The sequence below is a fragment of the Vibrio sp. M260121 genome (assembly GCF_036533715.1).
GTDB lineage: Bacteria > Pseudomonadota > Gammaproteobacteria > Enterobacterales > Vibrionaceae > Vibrio.
This window is the reverse complement of sequence record NZ_JATABF010000006.1, coordinates 104561-119323: the sequence shown is the minus strand read 5'-3', so window position 1 is coordinate 119323 and position 14763 is coordinate 104561. Positions and strand designations below refer to the sequence as shown.

Annotated in this window: 14 protein-coding genes; 10 read left to right on the top strand and 4 right to left on the bottom strand. The window is 44.0% G+C overall.

The features are described 5' to 3' along the window. Position 1: 1 nt before the first annotated feature. From QTO06_RS05865 to QTO06_RS05835, 7 genes are all read left to right on the top strand, one after another. The gene (locus tag QTO06_RS05865) at positions 2-1141 is read left to right on the top strand and encodes a polysaccharide pyruvyl transferase family protein (protein WP_331407146.1); all 1140 of its coding nucleotides are present in this window, start codon (positions 2-4) and stop codon (positions 1139-1141) included. Between the two features lie 9 nt (positions 1142-1150). Next, positions 1151-1867 carry an IspD/TarI family cytidylyltransferase gene (locus tag QTO06_RS05860; protein ID WP_331407145.1) on the top strand — a complete coding sequence of 239 codons (717 nt, stop codon included), beginning with the start codon at positions 1151-1153 and terminating at the stop codon, positions 1865-1867. 4 nt (positions 1868-1871) lie between these two features. Further along, entirely contained in the window at positions 1872-2906 is a 1035-nt protein-coding gene (locus QTO06_RS05855) for an NAD-dependent epimerase/dehydratase family protein (RefSeq protein WP_331407144.1), read from the top strand. A gap of 6 nt (positions 2907-2912) precedes the next feature. Next, positions 2913-3722 carry a LicD family protein gene (locus QTO06_RS05850; RefSeq protein WP_331407143.1) on the top strand — a complete coding sequence of 270 codons (810 nt, stop codon included), beginning with the start codon at positions 2913-2915 and terminating at the stop codon, positions 3720-3722. Positions 3723-3871: 149 nt separating this feature from the next. Then, positions 3872-4387, top strand: a complete 516-nt coding sequence (locus QTO06_RS05845; protein ID WP_005427832.1) for a M48 metallopeptidase family protein — start codon at positions 3872-3874, stop codon at positions 4385-4387. Next, the gene (gene rlmF, locus QTO06_RS05840) at positions 4374-5540 is read left to right on the top strand and encodes a 23S rRNA (adenine(1618)-N(6))-methyltransferase RlmF (protein ID WP_331407142.1); all 1167 of its coding nucleotides are present in this window, start codon (positions 4374-4376) and stop codon (positions 5538-5540) included. Before QTO06_RS05845 ends, rlmF begins: the two co-directional genes overlap by 14 nt. A 200-nt stretch (positions 5541-5740) precedes the next feature. Continuing rightward, positions 5741-6871, top strand: a complete 1131-nt coding sequence (locus QTO06_RS05835; RefSeq protein ID WP_331407141.1) for a GGDEF domain-containing protein — start codon at positions 5741-5743, stop codon at positions 6869-6871. 43 nt (positions 6872-6914) lie between these two features. Here QTO06_RS05835 and QTO06_RS05830 read toward each other — a convergent pair whose 3' ends face one another. From QTO06_RS05830 to QTO06_RS05815, 4 genes are all read right to left on the bottom strand, one after another. After that, on the bottom strand, positions 6915-7685 hold the full coding sequence (locus QTO06_RS05830) for a transcriptional regulator (protein ID WP_331407140.1): 771 nt from the start codon (positions 7683-7685) through the stop codon (positions 6915-6917). 27 nt (positions 7686-7712) lie between these two features. Continuing rightward, positions 7713-8387 carry a GntR family transcriptional regulator gene (locus QTO06_RS05825; RefSeq protein WP_331407139.1) on the bottom strand — a complete coding sequence of 225 codons (675 nt, stop codon included), beginning with the start codon at positions 8385-8387 and terminating at the stop codon, positions 7713-7715. A gap of 140 nt (positions 8388-8527) precedes the next feature. Next, positions 8528-10060, bottom strand: coding sequence for an aldehyde dehydrogenase (NADP(+)) (locus tag QTO06_RS05820; protein ID WP_331407138.1), 1533 nt, complete (start codon positions 10058-10060; stop codon positions 8528-8530). 18 nt (positions 10061-10078) lie between these two features. Continuing rightward, positions 10079-11080 (bottom strand): 4-hydroxyproline epimerase, encoded by a 1002-nt coding sequence (locus tag QTO06_RS05815; RefSeq protein WP_331407137.1) that lies wholly within the window; start codon positions 11078-11080, stop codon positions 10079-10081. A 110-nt stretch (positions 11081-11190) separates the two neighbouring features. Here QTO06_RS05815 and QTO06_RS05810 point away from each other — a divergent pair, with 110 nt between their 5' ends. From QTO06_RS05810 to QTO06_RS05800, 3 genes are all read left to right on the top strand, one after another. Then, positions 11191-12447, top strand: a complete 1257-nt coding sequence (locus tag QTO06_RS05810) for an NAD(P)/FAD-dependent oxidoreductase (protein WP_331407136.1) — start codon at positions 11191-11193, stop codon at positions 12445-12447. Between the two features lie 121 nt (positions 12448-12568). After that, entirely contained in the window at positions 12569-13642 is a 1074-nt protein-coding gene (locus QTO06_RS05805) for a polyamine ABC transporter substrate-binding protein (RefSeq protein ID WP_069218065.1), read from the top strand. Between the two features lie 105 nt (positions 13643-13747). Next, entirely contained in the window at positions 13748-14719 is a 972-nt protein-coding gene (locus tag QTO06_RS05800) for an ornithine cyclodeaminase family protein (protein ID WP_331407135.1), read from the top strand. The last annotated feature ends 44 nt before the right edge of the window (positions 14720-14763 follow it).

Genomic DNA, 14763 nt, shown 5'->3' with positions numbered 1-14763 from the left:
CATGGCAGTGAAAAAATTGGTAATGGTTGGCTATACGCATGATACAAACCTTGGAGATCAAGTGATAGCAGACAGTGCAGAATACCTTATAAATAAAAATATTAGAGGTAATAATTTTTCTGTTAAAAGGTTTAATCTAAATTATTCAAACGAATTTAAGAGTATTAAAGGGTTAAAAAGAAAAGTAATAAACAAAATATTAAGCAGACTCCCTTCTGATTTATCATTTAATTATAAAGTTGGCTGTTATAAACGAGATTATAAAAATAAATTTAATGATGCGTCTGCAATTGTATTTGCAGGTGGAGGAATGATTAAGTTTAAGTACCAAGATTGTTGGGCTCATATTTCTGCTTTGGTTGATACGGTAGAGAACAAGCCATGTCCAATTTTTTTCAACGCTGTGGGTGTCGAAGGTTATGACCAAAGTAACTACAAATGTCGGTTGTTAAAAGAAAGCTTGAATCATAGCGCTATAAAAATGGTTACGACGCGCGATGATTTGAGCCTACTTAATGATGGTTACATAGAGAAGGGGCATATCAAAACCGCTCAAGTAGCAGATTCAGCAGTTTTCAGCTCAGAAGTTTATGGAATACAGAAAAAATCGAGCGATCTTGTCGGCCTTGGATTAGTGCGTGCAAGGATCTTCAAAGATAACGGTATTGATCTCGATAGATCGCAAGTTATCGAGCTTTATGCCTCGCTTATTTCAGAACTGGAAGCTCGTGGGCAATCTTATCAGCTATTTACTAATGGCTTGAAAAGTGACGTAGAGATTCTTGAAGATCTGGAGGTCTATTTAGGAAAGCAACTAAACGTTGTTGAGCCACAAACGCCAAAAGAGTTGGTTGAGCTTATTTCAACATTTAAATGCACAATCGCTGCTCGACTTCATGCCTGTATTATTTCCTACTCTTTGTTAGTCCCTGTTGTAGGGCTTGTTTGGAATAACAAAGTTAAAATGTTCGGTGAGTGTATAGGTTATCCAGAGCGTTTCTTTTCCCATCAAGATTTTGATGCAAATAAGATCATTGATCGCTTAACCCTGTCTATTTCGGAAGGTTATGAACCTAATCACTATGAGCAATATAGAGAAACGGTGAACACGAGCATTAAAAAAATGATATCTATGATTTAGGAGTGAGTTATGAATGTTGCCTTGATTTTTGCTGGCGGTGTCGGAACCCGAATGCAAAACAGCACCAAACCAAAGCAGTTTTTAGAGTTATATAACAAGCCTGTAATTATATATACACTTGAGAAGTTTGAAGAGAACAAAAATATTGATGCCATTGTTGTGGTCTGTGTTGAACCCTGGATCGATTATTTAAGCAAGCTGTTGTTCAAATTTGATATTCAGAAAGTGAAGTTTGTTATTCCTGGTGGTGAAACTGGTCAGGAGTCGATATTTAACGGCTTATGTAAGATAGAAGAAGAGTTTGATCATAACTCTGTTGTTTTGATTCATGATGGAGTGCGACCTTTAATCAATGATGAAATTATCAACCGAAATATCGAAGCGGTCAAAAGTCACGGTAGTGCTATCACTACGTGTCCTCCAGTAGAGACCTTTGTCCTAGTTGACAGCGAAGATGTAGTGAAAGATGTTCACGATCGTTCGTTATCTCGATTAGCGAAAGCGCCCCAGAGCTTTTATTTACGTGATATTCTTAAGGTACATCGTCAAGCTCGTGAGGACTGTTACACCGAAGCGATCGATTCATGTTCGTTGATGACAAAGTACGGATACGATGTTCGACTGGTCTCTGGCATTTCTGAAAATATCAAAATTACTTCACCCATCGATTTCTTTATTTTTAAGGCAATAATTGATACTCAGGAAAATCTACAGGTTTTTGGTTAATTATATGAAAAATGATCAGAACAATATCATCAGTGATGACAACGAGCAATTGTACTTGAGCCAAAAGTCATGGGATTTGTTGCAAAATAAAACGGTACTCGTTACTGGTGCGACAGGAATGCTGGCTGCTTGTATGGTTCGCTTTTTTATTTATCTCAATAGAAAGGAGCAACTTAACATTAGGGTTTTACTGTTAGCCCGCAGTGAACAAAAAGTTCAAAACTTATTTGGTGAGCTTACCTGTGAATTTGAATGTTATTACCAAGATGTATGCCAGCCGCTTGAGTTTGATGACGAAGTCGATTTCGTCATTCATGCGGCGAGCAATGCAAGCCCATATTACATTAAACATGATCCTGTTGGGATTATTCAGTCCAATGTCGTAGGAACCATGAATTTGCTTGAGCTCGTCAAAAACAAACGAGTAAAAAATTTTTTGTTTATGTCCACCCGTGAAGTGTATGGAAACACAGAGGGACAAGAACTGATCCGAGAAGGCGACTTTGGCAACTTTGACCCATTAGACTCCAGATCTTGTTACCCAGAGAGCAAAAGAATGGCTGAAACGTTGTTGCAAAGCTACGCCATTCAGCATGACATCCCTTTTACTACAGTGCGAATCGCTCATTCTTACGGGCCTGGTATGCTCCTAAATGATGGACGCGTGATGTCAGATTTAGTTGGTTACGTGATAGATAATCAACCGATAGTACTGAAAAGCGATGGAAGTGCGTTGCGCTCATTTTGCTATGTGACAGATGCCGTCTCAGCAATGCTGTTGGTGTTGTTAAAAGGTGAGGTAAATACTGCTTACAACATTGCCAATGAAACGGAAGAGGTTTCTATATTACAACTGGCAAACCTTCTTTCAGATCTCGGCGGTGGCACGCATTCTGTCCAGCATGAAATATCTAACGACAATGTGTATTGCCAATATCAAAGAACCAAGTTGTGTACGGAGAAAATTGAAGCTCTGAGCTGGCAACCGAGGATTGATTTGAAATCTGGTCTAGAGAAAACTATCGAGTTTATTAGGTAAGTTAAATTGAAGAAACTAACATTTGAGCAGCTCAGAAGCGTACAGATGTCTATTTTAGATAGAGTGCATCTGTTTTGTGAGCGCCACGATTTGGAGTACTCACTAGCGGGTGGAACACTGTTAGGGGCTATACGCCACCAAGGTTACATTCCTTGGGATGATGACATCGATATTATGATGCCAAGGGAAGATTACGAATATCTGTTGCAAAATTTTGCCAAAGAGTATCCTGATTTCACGTTTTTCAATTTGGATACCAAGCGCAACCCTTATCCGTTTTTGTTCAGCAAACTATCTCTAAATGATTCGGTTATTTCGAACGGGCGCATTAAAGGTGTAGGGATCAATATTGATATATTTCCTATTGATAGCTTAGGCAAAGAGAAAGGCGCGGCAAAGTTACGCTTTTCATTAATGAAAGCGATCAATTTTTTCGTTCGTATTCAACGCTCTAGACATGATAGGGTAAATCCAATAGTAAATATTGCATTCCGGTTGTTTCAAAAGTGTTTAAAGCTCTTGCCTAAAAAATGGTTTCTATCAGCAATCAAAGGGGTGTGTTCAACATGCTCAGTTAATGATGATGGCTATGCCGTGAGCATTGGCAGCAGTTACCTTGCTAAAGAGTTTACGGAGTCATCGCTTTATCATGATTATACGTCGTGCCCATTTGAAGACCGTCAATACCGATGCATCGCTAGATATGATGATTACCTATCTATGATTTATGGTGACTACATGCAGTTGCCAAAAGAACAGGATAGAGAAAACCACGATAACGTAGGTTTTATCAAAGAGCACTTGCTTCCTATTTAGTCTTGTTATGCCTAACTTTCCTACAAGGTTAGGCAATAACACAACAATTTATCCTTGTTAAAGTTGCGTACAGTTGGCTGTTATTGGTATTACGGATTGATAAAAGCTAGAATTAGCGCCTTTCTTTTGTCATAGCAGACTTAATACGCATGCATCCGTCACTTCGATACATTCAAGGTTATCCGCAGAACATTGTCGAGCAAGTCAGTTCACTCATCGATAGCGGTAAACTGGTGCCTTGGTTCGAAAAACGCTACCCAGATAGACACCAAATCAAAAGCGAAAAGGCACTCTACGAGTACGCAATAGCGATCAAAAACCGCTACATGAAAAAAGCCGCGCCAATTAGCAAAGTGGTCTACGATAAGAAAATTCACGCGGTCAACAATGCACTTGGTTTGCATAGCGTGATAAGCCGTAACCATGGTGGCAAGCTCAAATCGAAAAATGAGATTCGCATCGCGAACGTCTTTAAAGATGCGCCTGAAGCGTTATTACGTATGCTGGTGGTGCATGAGTTGGCACATACTCGTGAGAAAAACCACGACAAAGCCTTTTACCAACTGTGCTGTTATATGGAACCTGAGTATCACCAACTCGAATTTGATGCTCGTCTGTTTATGATTTACCTCGATTTAAAAGCGAATTCGAATGAAGACCAATAATCACAACGCGAAACAAGCTCAGCCAAAATCGGTGAAGTCTAAGCCGAGCAAAGAAGCCACCAAGATCAAACCAAAGCGTGTGAAAAATAAACCGACAGCAAAAGCTGCAAAAAGCACTGGTCAGAAAGCTAACGCCGCGAACAAAAGCAGCGATGTGGAAGTGATCAAAATTACTAAAAGTGGATTGCATGAACGTAATGCACATCGAGGTCGCTACGATTTCAAAAAGCTAATCACAGCAGAGCCTCAGCTCAAATCATTTGTAATAAAGAATCCGAAAGGGGAAGACTCAATCAACTTCTCCGATCCAAAGGCCGTCAAGATGCTCAATAAAGCATTGCTGGCGGCGCACTATGATATTGAATATTGGGATATCCCTGATACTTACTTGTGCCCGCCAATTCCTGGGCGCGCGGATTACGTTCATCGTGCAGCCGAGTTGCTTGATGGTGAAGTAAAAGGCAAGTATGCGCACCATAAAGTGCGAGCGCTTGATGTCGGTGTTGGAGCTAACTGTGTTTACCCAATCGTAGGTGTGACTCAATACGGGTGGCATTACACCGGTAGCGATGTTGACCCAAAATCGATTGAATCAGCTCGAGCAATCACAGAGCGTAATGCCTCGTTAAACGGTAAGATCGAACTCGTACAACAAACCAGTGAGTCCAATATTTACCGCGGTATTATCCAGCCAAACGATCGCTACGATATTACGACTTGTAACCCGCCTTTCCATCGCTCTGCTGAAGAAGCCGCGATGGGCAGTCAGCGTAAGCTGGATAATTTAAAAGCGAATCAGCGTAAAAAGGGCGTGAAGGTTCAAGCTCATCAAGCGAAAACGCCGCAAGTAAAAGCCAATAAACCCGCGCTTAACTTTGGTGGACAAAATGCTGAGCTATGGTGTGAAGGTGGTGAAGCAGCGTTTATCCGTAAGATGGCGAACGAAAGCCAAGCATTCAGCGCGCAAGTACTTTGGTTTACCACGTTAATCTCAAAGAAAGACAATGTTCGTCCGATGCGTAAACAACTTGAGAAGTTGGGTGTAAAAGCTATCCGAATCGTGGAAATGAGCCAAGGACAGAAAGTCAGCCGCTTTATCGCTTGGTCCTACATGGATAAATCGCAGCGTAAAGCGTGGATTGAATTAAAGTAATTATTCACCGCATACTTTCCCAACCAATAAAAATAGCACCACTCTGTTGGTGCTATTTTTTAACAATAAATTTATTAATTTAATATTTATAACAAATTTGGTTATTATTCTGCTTAATAGATTTGTTTATAAGGGCTATCAACTTTAAATAACATGGGGTACTATCCCCCACAAGAAATAGTGTTAATACATGAATAGTTATGTCTGATAATGAACTGATCATTTTTCCTTGGAATCACAATTTTGAGACAGGGATTAAAAAGGTCGATGAACAACATTACCATCTCTTTTTATTGGTAAATAAATTAGCCAATACGTTGATTTATGATGACCAAATAGAAGTTGACGGTGTGTTTAGTGAATTAAAGGACTACGCTCAATATCATTTCTCTTTTGAAGAAAGCATCTGGAACGAACACTTTCTCGATGATGTTTGGAATGACGATCACAAGAAAAGTCATGCATCGTTCGTCAACGAAGTCATCAAGATTCAATCCGAATCTAAAACCCTTAATTGGCAAGAATCTATCGAACATATTCTGCAGTTCTTAATTCGTTGGCTCGTATTCCATATCATCGGCGACGACAAGAAAATGAGTGTCGCGCTGAAAGAGTTGGAATCTACCGATTCTTTAGAGACGGCAAAAGTGAACGCGGTAGATACACTGCAGGGGATCAATGGCTTAGTCGCAGATACTGTTCTCAAAATGTATTTTGAAGTGTCTACTCAATCCATTGAGCTTGTTAGAGAAAAACATCGGCGTTTTGTGGCAGAGAAAGAGTTAAGATGTCTCAACAAAAAACTGCAAGAACTTGCGATAACTGATGAACTATCGGGTTTATACAACCGTCGATACTTCAACATCATGACGCCAGATATTCTTTCCAAAGCGCAAGCAGGAAAGCAAACCGTCAGCTTTATTTCCATTGACTTAGATTATTTCAAACAACTTAATGATGAGCTTGGTCACCTAAAGGGCGATGAGGCCATCACCAAGGTTGGGGCGTTATTATCTTCGCAATTCAATGGTGTTGATGAAATCGCTTTTCGAATGGGTGGGGAAGAGTTTTTGATTGTGCTGGTTGACTCAGAGCATAAACATTGCGTTGAGCGCGCAGAGTCACTGAGAGAATCGATCTCTAAACTTTCAATCCTATGCGAAAATAATGCTCACACCCATTTATTAACCAGTTCTATTGGCGTATTTAGCCAGCGAGCAGAATCATGCTCAGATATTCGATATTTCTTGGATAAAGTCGACCAATGCTTATATAAAGCTAAATTGAGCGGCAGAAATACCGTAATCGCAGAGTCTATATTAACGATTTAATTTAAACTGCGGCTAAGGGAATAACTTAGATCAGGTTGTTTTGCTAACTCATCGTTTTGTTAGTGAATTGAGCAACCTGTTTTAATAAGTCGCCGTCAATGTCAGGCAGTCCATCAGAGAAGAAAATCTGTGTTCCTGGCGTGCAACGCATTAATACGTTGGTGAGTTCACCGTCATCATTAGAAGTATTGATTGCATTGAGCTTGACTAGCTTGTTGTAAACTTCTTCTTCTAGTTGTTGGCGCTGTGCGTTGGTCAAGCGAATACGACCGACACAAATCCCCGGATTTACCTCGTGAGATAAGGATTCTTTTTGGAAGCGTTCACGAAATAATGAGTCGAGTTCAGAGCCTTCTTCCATCAAAAAGCGTCGCCCAGAACGGTAGAACAACCCATCACCAAAATCTTCAACATAACCTAGCATTTCCGCGATGCGCAGATAAAAACGCAGACTAGTTTCTGATAGCTGATAGGTTTTTGCAATATCCTTCGGAGCAAGGTTACGAGACGTCACCATATAGATAAAGTCGAGAAGGTAGGGGTGTTCAAGAAATAACGCGCTTTGCTCTTCAGTCAGCATTTGTTCGTTCTCATGCTGAAGCTGATTGGCGAGGTTGGCTAGTTCAATAAGATCGGTGTTTAAATAGTTGAGATAGACAAGGATTTTATCCAAGCCCAAAGAAGGATTATGAAGGTGGCGTTTGATGCTCGACAAGGGAATACCGCTTTTCTCCGACAAAGAGCTGTAGCACAGCCCCTCATCTTTGATCTTTTGTCGCAGCGCCGCTAATAGAAATTTAGGTCCGACATTCATTTCTTAACACCACCTTAACTGCTGAGCTTATTTTGATGTGTTCTGTTGTTCCAACAACAAGTTACGAATAGCGGTGCCAGCTTCCAAAATGTGTTTTTTCAGCAGATACTTAGCGCCGTCCATATCGCGGTTTTGACACATTTCGAACAAGGTCAAATGCTCTTGCTCTGCCTTTTGAATGCCCGTAGTGAACAGCAGTTGCATGCGAATGTAGCGGTCGCACTTAGTGTTGAGGCTGTAAATCACATCCATGGTTTCTGGCATGTTTGCTGGGGCATACAGCGCTTTATGGAATTCGTAGTTGTAGTTGCTCCATTCTTCTACTTCATCGCCGCTGTTGACTACCGCTTCAAAACGTTCACGGACTTCATGTGCGCGTTCGAGATCCTCGTCAGTCATGTTCTGAATCGCACGCTCTAAAATGTGGCATTCCACTACGGCGCGCAGTTCGAACAACTCGTCGATTTTATCTGGAGAGAGCTCGGTTACTGTTGCCCCTTTATGAGGCTCAAAGCTCACTAATCCTTGTGCTTCCAATTGCACTAACGCTTCACGAACGGGAATACGGCTAACATTAAACTCTTTTGCCAACGCGTCCTGACGTAAAGGTTGACCAGTTTTTAACTCGCCCTTAAGGATCTGAGTTCGAATCGCTTCCTCAACCAGTTGAGTGCGGGTCTTAAAAACAGGTTTTTGTGACATTGAAGTCTCCCGTCAAAAATAAATATTGTATCCAATTTCTTTAGTTTATTGTTTTTCTGGGTTAAGCCAACTGCAAGCGAAGGTTTTGAGATGTGGCGTGAAATAAAAGGCACCAACTGGTGCCTTTTTGAGCCAATGACTTAACTGTGAGCTGCTTTGCCATCTATTGAGCGCGCGATCTCCAATGGATTTTCTGCTTTTAACGAATCGGGCAGTAAGCTTTCTGGTAACGCTTGATAAGCCACCGGACGTAGCCAGCGGTGAATGGCTTCTGCACCAACAGAAGTCGAAGCCGAATGGGTCGATGCGGGATAAGGGCCGCCATGCACCATGGCATAACCGACTTCTACGCCTGTCGGCCAGCCATTAAATACCAATCGTCCGGCAATCTCTTCCAAACGAGGGATGAGCTGCGATACTTGTGGGTAATCTTCTTTCGTTGCATGAATTGTCGCGGTTAGCGATCCTGCCAGCGTTTCACTGAGCGAAAGCATATCAGCCACATCTTCACAAACGACGATCAACGATTGTGGACCAAAAATCTCTTCTTCCCACGCAGGATGCTTACGCCAGTTTTCACTGCTCGTAACAAAGAGAGCCGATGCAACACAAGGGGACTCCGCTTGAGAAAAAGTGACGTTAATTCCGTCGTCAGAACCTCGGCTGACGACCTGTGATTGGTAACTATCACGGATTCCGGGAGTAAGTAGAGTAGAAGGAGACTGTTGTCGAATAAGGGCTTGCGCGGTTTCGATAAACGCTTGTGTTTCCGGTGTGTTCAGCGCAAACACTACGCCAGGTTTCGTACAAAATTGTCCACATCCCATGGTCATTGAAGCAACAAATTGCTCCGCTAAGTCGGCTTTGGCTCTCATTGCAGAAGGGAAAATAAATGTCGGGTTAATGGCCCCAAGCTCGCCATAGAACGGGATTGGCTCAGGTCGCTGCTGCGCTAGGTTGAACAGGGCGCGTCCACCACCAACCGATCCAGTAAAGCCCACCGCTTTTATTTCAGGATGGCTGACCAGAGCTTGTCCTAAAGCACGCTGATTTCCTTGCAGCAAGGTGAAAATCGCTTGTGGTAGCTGCTCTTGTTTCAGCGCTTGCTCTATACACTCTGCAACGATTTGGCTTGTACCTGGGTGCGCAGTATGACCTTTTACAATCACCGGGCAACCTGCTGCGAGGGCAGAAGCAGTATCTCCACCAGCAGCAGAGAAAGCCAACGGAAAGTTGGATGCACCAAATACCGCGACAGGACCAAGTGCAATTTGTTGGCGACGAATATCAGGCTTAGGTAGTGGGGTACGAGCGGGTTCCGGCGTATCAAGAATGACTTGGTGGTAACTGCCGGAATCGACTACGTCAGCGAATAAGCGAAGTTGATTAGCTGTACGAGCGATTTCTCCTGTCAGACGTGCTTCGGGAAGCGCTGTTTCTAAATGGGCACGGGCGATAATGTCATCACTTCTTGCCTCTAATTCACTAGCAATCGTGCGAAGCAGGCTAGCGCGCTTGCTGTTACTTAAGCGGCGAAAATCGCGCGCGACTTTTGCCGCTGCAGTAGCGGCTTGATTGACCTCAACTTCCGTGTGAACAGGAAATGCAGGGGGAAACGTTTCACCGGTAAAGGCGTTGGTAGCGTAAAAAACGTTGTCGGTTTGTGGGTTCATTGTGATTCCTTACTGTCCTTATTTCACTTCAAATCCATACGCGTATGGGTCTTCGTCATCCACCCAAATGGTGTTGTGTCCATACACTTGCGCCCAACCTTCGATGCTAGGCAAAATAGCTGCTCGCCCGTTCACTTCAGTGACGCCTTCAATACGTCCGTTAAACAGGCTGCCGATAATACTTTCGTGGACAAAGTCCTCGCCTTGTTGAAGTTTGCCTTTGGCATGCCACTGCGCCATACGGGCACTGGTGCCTGTGCCGCAAGGGGAGCGGTCGAGGGCTTTGTCGCCGTAAAACACCGCGTTGCGAGCGGTTGCGTTTTCATGAGTAGGGCTACCCGTCCAAAGCACGTGAGAGGCACCACACACGGTTGGATCGTCTGGATGCACACATTCCACCGCTTTTGAAACCGCTTCACGAACTCGGGGAGAGAGCATCAAAATCTCATCAGGCGAGTAGTGCTCAAGACCGGCATAGTTGGTTTGTGGGTCGACAATCACGTAGTAGTTGCCTCCATAGGAAACATCGACAGTGATTTCTCCCAGTCCTTCTACTTCAACAGTGACATCTTGGTGGGCAAGATAAGCAGGAACGTTAAAGATCTTAACTGACGTGACCTTGTCACCTTTTGTTTGGTAGTGCACTTCGATTTGTCCAGCAGGGACGTCAAGGATCAAACGACCTTCTTCCTTTGGTGTGATCAGCCGATTCTCAATTGCTGTGGTGACGGTACCTATCGTGCCGTGCCCACACATAGGTAAACAGCCGCTGGTTTCGATAAACAAAATCGAGGCATCAGCATTGTCACTACAAGGCGGTAAAACAACAGAACCTGACATCATGGAGTGACCACGAGGTTCAAACATCAATGCCTGACGAATCCAATCATAGTGTTCCAAGAAATATTGGCGCTTCTCACTCATGGTATTGCCCTTAAGCGGAGGAACACCGCCTGCCACTAATCGGACAGGGTTGCCACAGGTGTGGGCATCGATACAGAAAAAGGTTCCTTGTCTCATTTTTCGCTCCTTGCTGAAAAAATGGGTTGAATCGAACGGGCTTAATGTTATCGTGATGTAAAATATATTGTATACAATCTGCTTTTTCAAATGTGACTTGGAGCATATTCATGTTGGTCAAGGAAGAAACTGGAAATCAAAATATAGCGATAGTAGGCGCGGGGATCATCGGCTTGGCAATTGGCTTAAAATTGCAACAACAAGGGCATCAGGTGACGCTATTCGACCCAAATGGCGTGGGAAATGGTTGCTCGAAAGGGAACGCAGGACACATCGCAACTGAGCAAGTTTTTCCACTCGCAACACCGGGTGTTATTCCTCAGTTACCTAAGATGTTATTGAACCCCAAAAGTCCAGTCTCTATCCGATGGCAAGATCTCCCTTCCACCATGGGTTGGATGCTTCGGTTCTTATCAAAAGCCAAACCATCGTCGACAGAACCTTCGACCAACGCCATCAAAAGTCTCAATTCAAGAGCAGTGAAAAGCTGGCAACAGCTGCTCGATTCCATCGAGAAAAAAGACCTGATCAAAATGGATGGCTCGTTATTGACCTTTGAAAGTGAGCGGCTGTTCGAACGTTATCAAAGTACGTTGAAAGAGTTAGAAAAACACGGCGTGAAGTATCAAATTTGGACGCAGAAAACCATCCGTGAACAGATCCCTGAGATCAGTCGCCAGGTTCGCCATGGTGTATTTTTTCCTGAGACGGGACATACGATAGACCCTTATTCCACCTGCGTTGAGCTCTATGATGCCTTTGAGAGGCAGGGTGGAAGCATTGTTAATAAAACGATTGATGCTCTAAGTCAGTCTGGACAAGTGTCGGTGGAATCAAGTCAATATTCATTCGACCGTATTATTGTTGCTGCCGGGGTTCATTCCAAGCCATTAGTAAAGCAATTAACTGGTATTTCTGTGCCTATTCAAGCCGAGCGAGGGTATCACTTGATGATGGATGATAAACGGCAAGCGTTACCGTTTCCGATCAGCTCTGCCGACCGAAAATTCATCATGACGCCGATGGCGAATGGGCTGCGTTTAGCGGGAACCGTGGAGTATGCACGCATAGAATCTCCCCCGAATATGAAGCGTGCCGAGATGTTATATCAGCAAGGTGATGCGATGTTCGAAGGTGGACTAAACCCGCTCAAGCAACAAGAAAAGTGGATGGGAAATCGACCTTCAACAGTGGATTCGTTACCTGTGATTGACCAAATTTGTGAAGGAAAAGTGCTGCTAGCATTTGGGCATCAGCATCTTGGATTAACCCAAGCTGCAATCACCGCCGATCTGATTTTGGAGCTTGTTGAAGGCAAAAAAACATCGGTTGATCTTTCACCATTTACGCTAAAGCGATTCGCTTAAAAAATTTTAAGATTAAATATTGTATAAAATATATTTAATGCTAATGTTAACGAAAATTTAACAACAAGGTGTCCAGCAGCCGTATCCGGATACCTCCAGAAAACGACCAAAGGAGTAAAACATGTCACGAATGACGAAAGCACCACTGGCGATGTTGATTTCAGGAATGCTGTTGGGGACCTCTGCATACGCAGAAGAGAAATTAACGATTGTGTCTTGGGGCGGTGCGTTTACCAAGAGCCAAGTTGAGGCGTACCACAAACCTTTTATCAAAAAGACGGGCGTTGAGATTGTCTCAGAAGACTTCAGTGGTGGTTTAGCCGAAATCAAAGCGCAAGTAGAAGCCAATAATGTGCGCTGGGATCTGGTATCACTAGACAAGCCAGACATTGTACGCGGCTGTGCAGAAGGGCTGTTGGAGCCTGTTAATCCAAGTATTTTGCCGCCGGGTGCGGATGGCACGCCAGCAGAACAAGACTTCATTGAAGGAGCGATTCATGAATGCGCTATCAACTCGATTGTGGTTTCGACCGTACTTGCCGTCAATGAAGAGGCATTCAAAGGTAAAGCCGCACCAAGCAAGTTGACCGACCTTTTTGATTTGAACACCTTTCCTGGTCGACGTGCGCTACAAAAGCAGCCTCAAGGTAACTTAGAGTGGGCGCTGTTGGCGGATGGCGTGAAGCCTGAAGAGGTTTATGCCTTGCTAGAGACCGAACAAGGGCGCGAGCGAGCATTTGCCAAGCTTGATACCATCAAATCACAAGTGTTGTGGTGGACCACAGGCGCTCAGCCACCACAAATGCTCGCAGACAAAGAAGTGGTGATAGCCTCGGCATTTAACGGTCGTATCCATAATGCCAGACAAGATGAAGGTCAGCCATTTCGCATTATTTGGGATCACCAAATGGGATACATGAACGGCTGGGCGATTCCAAAAGGCAGTGCGCACACCAAGTTAGCGCTCGATTTCATCGCCTTTTCGTCGGGTACCAAGCCTTTAGCTGACCAAGCAAAATACGTTGCCTATGGTCCAACCCGCAAGTCGTCTTCGGCGCAAGTAAGTCCTGAGATTTTGGCAAACCTGCCTACCGCACCGCAGAACTTTAAAACAGCCTTTTTGATTAATGACGAGTGGTGGTCGGATTATGCCGATGAGCTCAACGAAGAGTTTAATACTTGGCTGCTTAATTAGGCGTTAATCAAGCGTCAACTCAGTTGAGAGTTACCTCTGAAGGGGCGGGCTTGATAACCAAAAGTTCCGCCTCTGACGTTCCCCCTTATTTGCTTTGGAGAAACCATGAACGTTATCGATGCGCAGCAAGTTGCCAAGTGTTTGAGCATGAAGTCATTGATTGAAACCATGCGAGAAACTTATGCCCAGCCAGCTGCTATTCCCCAACGAAGAGTGATGCCTTTGGAAGAAGGCAAGTATGAAGCATTTGCTTTGCTGCCTGCATGGAACCAAGACTTAATCGCGGTCAAAGCTTTTACCTATTTTCCGCAAAACCCAGCACATGGCAAAGATACGCTGGCTTCCAAAATCTTGGTGTTTAAAAGAGAAGACGGTCAACCCGTCGCATTGGTCGATGGAAAAGTGCTGACTTTTTGGCGTACAGCGGCGGCGTCTGCATTAGCTGCGGATTACCTAGCGCGTGAAAACGCCTCTCGGTTGCTGATATGCGGAACTGGTAATTTGGCACCATATTTCGCGTGGGCGTATGCCGCAGTTCGACCGCTTAAACAGGTTTACGTTTGGGGACGAAGCTTGGACAAAGCGATGGCGACCGTCGATCGCATTGTATCTTCGCCAGAGTATCAATCCTTGCCAATCGAACGTCAGTTTGCGGTGTCGGTGGTTGAGAGCGTCGATGAGATTCTTGAACACGTTGATATCATTAGTTGTGTAACCGCTTCCGCTACACCATTGTTTGATGGTGCAAAGGTTCTACCCGGCACGCATATCGACTTAGTGGGCAATCATGATTCGGATAAACGAGAGTGTGACTCGACAGTTGTGCAACGCGCACAGGTGTATGTCGATAGCCGCATTAATGTGTTAGCGGAAGCAGGGGATTTACTGATCCCACTCCAAGAGGGCGTGTTTAACGCCGAGCAGATTAAAGGAGAGTTGCCACAGCTTTGCGCCAAAGAAGTAAGAGGGCGTCAGAGTGATGAGGCGATCACCTTATACAAATCGGTGGGCAGTGCCTTAGCCGATTTAGCCGCCGTACAAGCGGTATTGAAAGAAAGTGGCATCAGCCTAGTTTGAGCATTTTCGCTCGCCTTTTAAAATTGCATACAATATACATATAG

Excerpts from the sequence above, each read along its gene's own strand:
- QTO06_RS05865 (WP_331407146.1), top strand. The coding sequence starts at position 2 with ATGGCAGTGAAAAAATTGGTAATGGTTGGCTATACGCATGATACAAAC.
- QTO06_RS05860 (WP_331407145.1), top strand. The coding sequence starts at position 1,151 with ATGAATGTTGCCTTGATTTTTGCTGGCGGTGTCGGAACCCGAATGCAA.
- QTO06_RS05855 (WP_331407144.1), top strand. The coding sequence starts at position 1,872 with ATGAAAAATGATCAGAACAATATCATCAGTGATGACAACGAGCAATTG.
- QTO06_RS05845 (WP_005427832.1), top strand. The coding sequence starts at position 3,872 with ATGCATCCGTCACTTCGATACATTCAAGGTTATCCGCAGAACATTGTC.
- rlmF (WP_331407142.1), top strand. The coding sequence starts at position 4,374 with ATGAAGACCAATAATCACAACGCGAAACAAGCTCAGCCAAAATCGGTG.
- QTO06_RS05835 (WP_331407141.1), top strand. The coding sequence starts at position 5,741 with ATGTCTGATAATGAACTGATCATTTTTCCTTGGAATCACAATTTTGAG.
- QTO06_RS05830 (WP_331407140.1), bottom strand. The coding sequence starts at position 7,685 with ATGAATGTCGGACCTAAATTTCTATTAGCGGCGCTGCGACAAAAGATC.
- QTO06_RS05825 (WP_331407139.1), bottom strand. The coding sequence starts at position 8,387 with ATGTCACAAAAACCTGTTTTTAAGACCCGCACTCAACTGGTTGAGGAA.
- QTO06_RS05820 (WP_331407138.1), bottom strand. The coding sequence starts at position 10,060 with ATGAACCCACAAACCGACAACGTTTTTTACGCTACCAACGCCTTTACC.
- QTO06_RS05815 (WP_331407137.1), bottom strand. The coding sequence starts at position 11,080 with ATGAGACAAGGAACCTTTTTCTGTATCGATGCCCACACCTGTGGCAAC.
- QTO06_RS05810 (WP_331407136.1), top strand. The coding sequence starts at position 11,191 with ATGTTGGTCAAGGAAGAAACTGGAAATCAAAATATAGCGATAGTAGGC.
- QTO06_RS05805 (WP_069218065.1), top strand. The coding sequence starts at position 12,569 with ATGTCACGAATGACGAAAGCACCACTGGCGATGTTGATTTCAGGAATG.
- QTO06_RS05800 (WP_331407135.1), top strand. The coding sequence starts at position 13,748 with ATGAACGTTATCGATGCGCAGCAAGTTGCCAAGTGTTTGAGCATGAAG.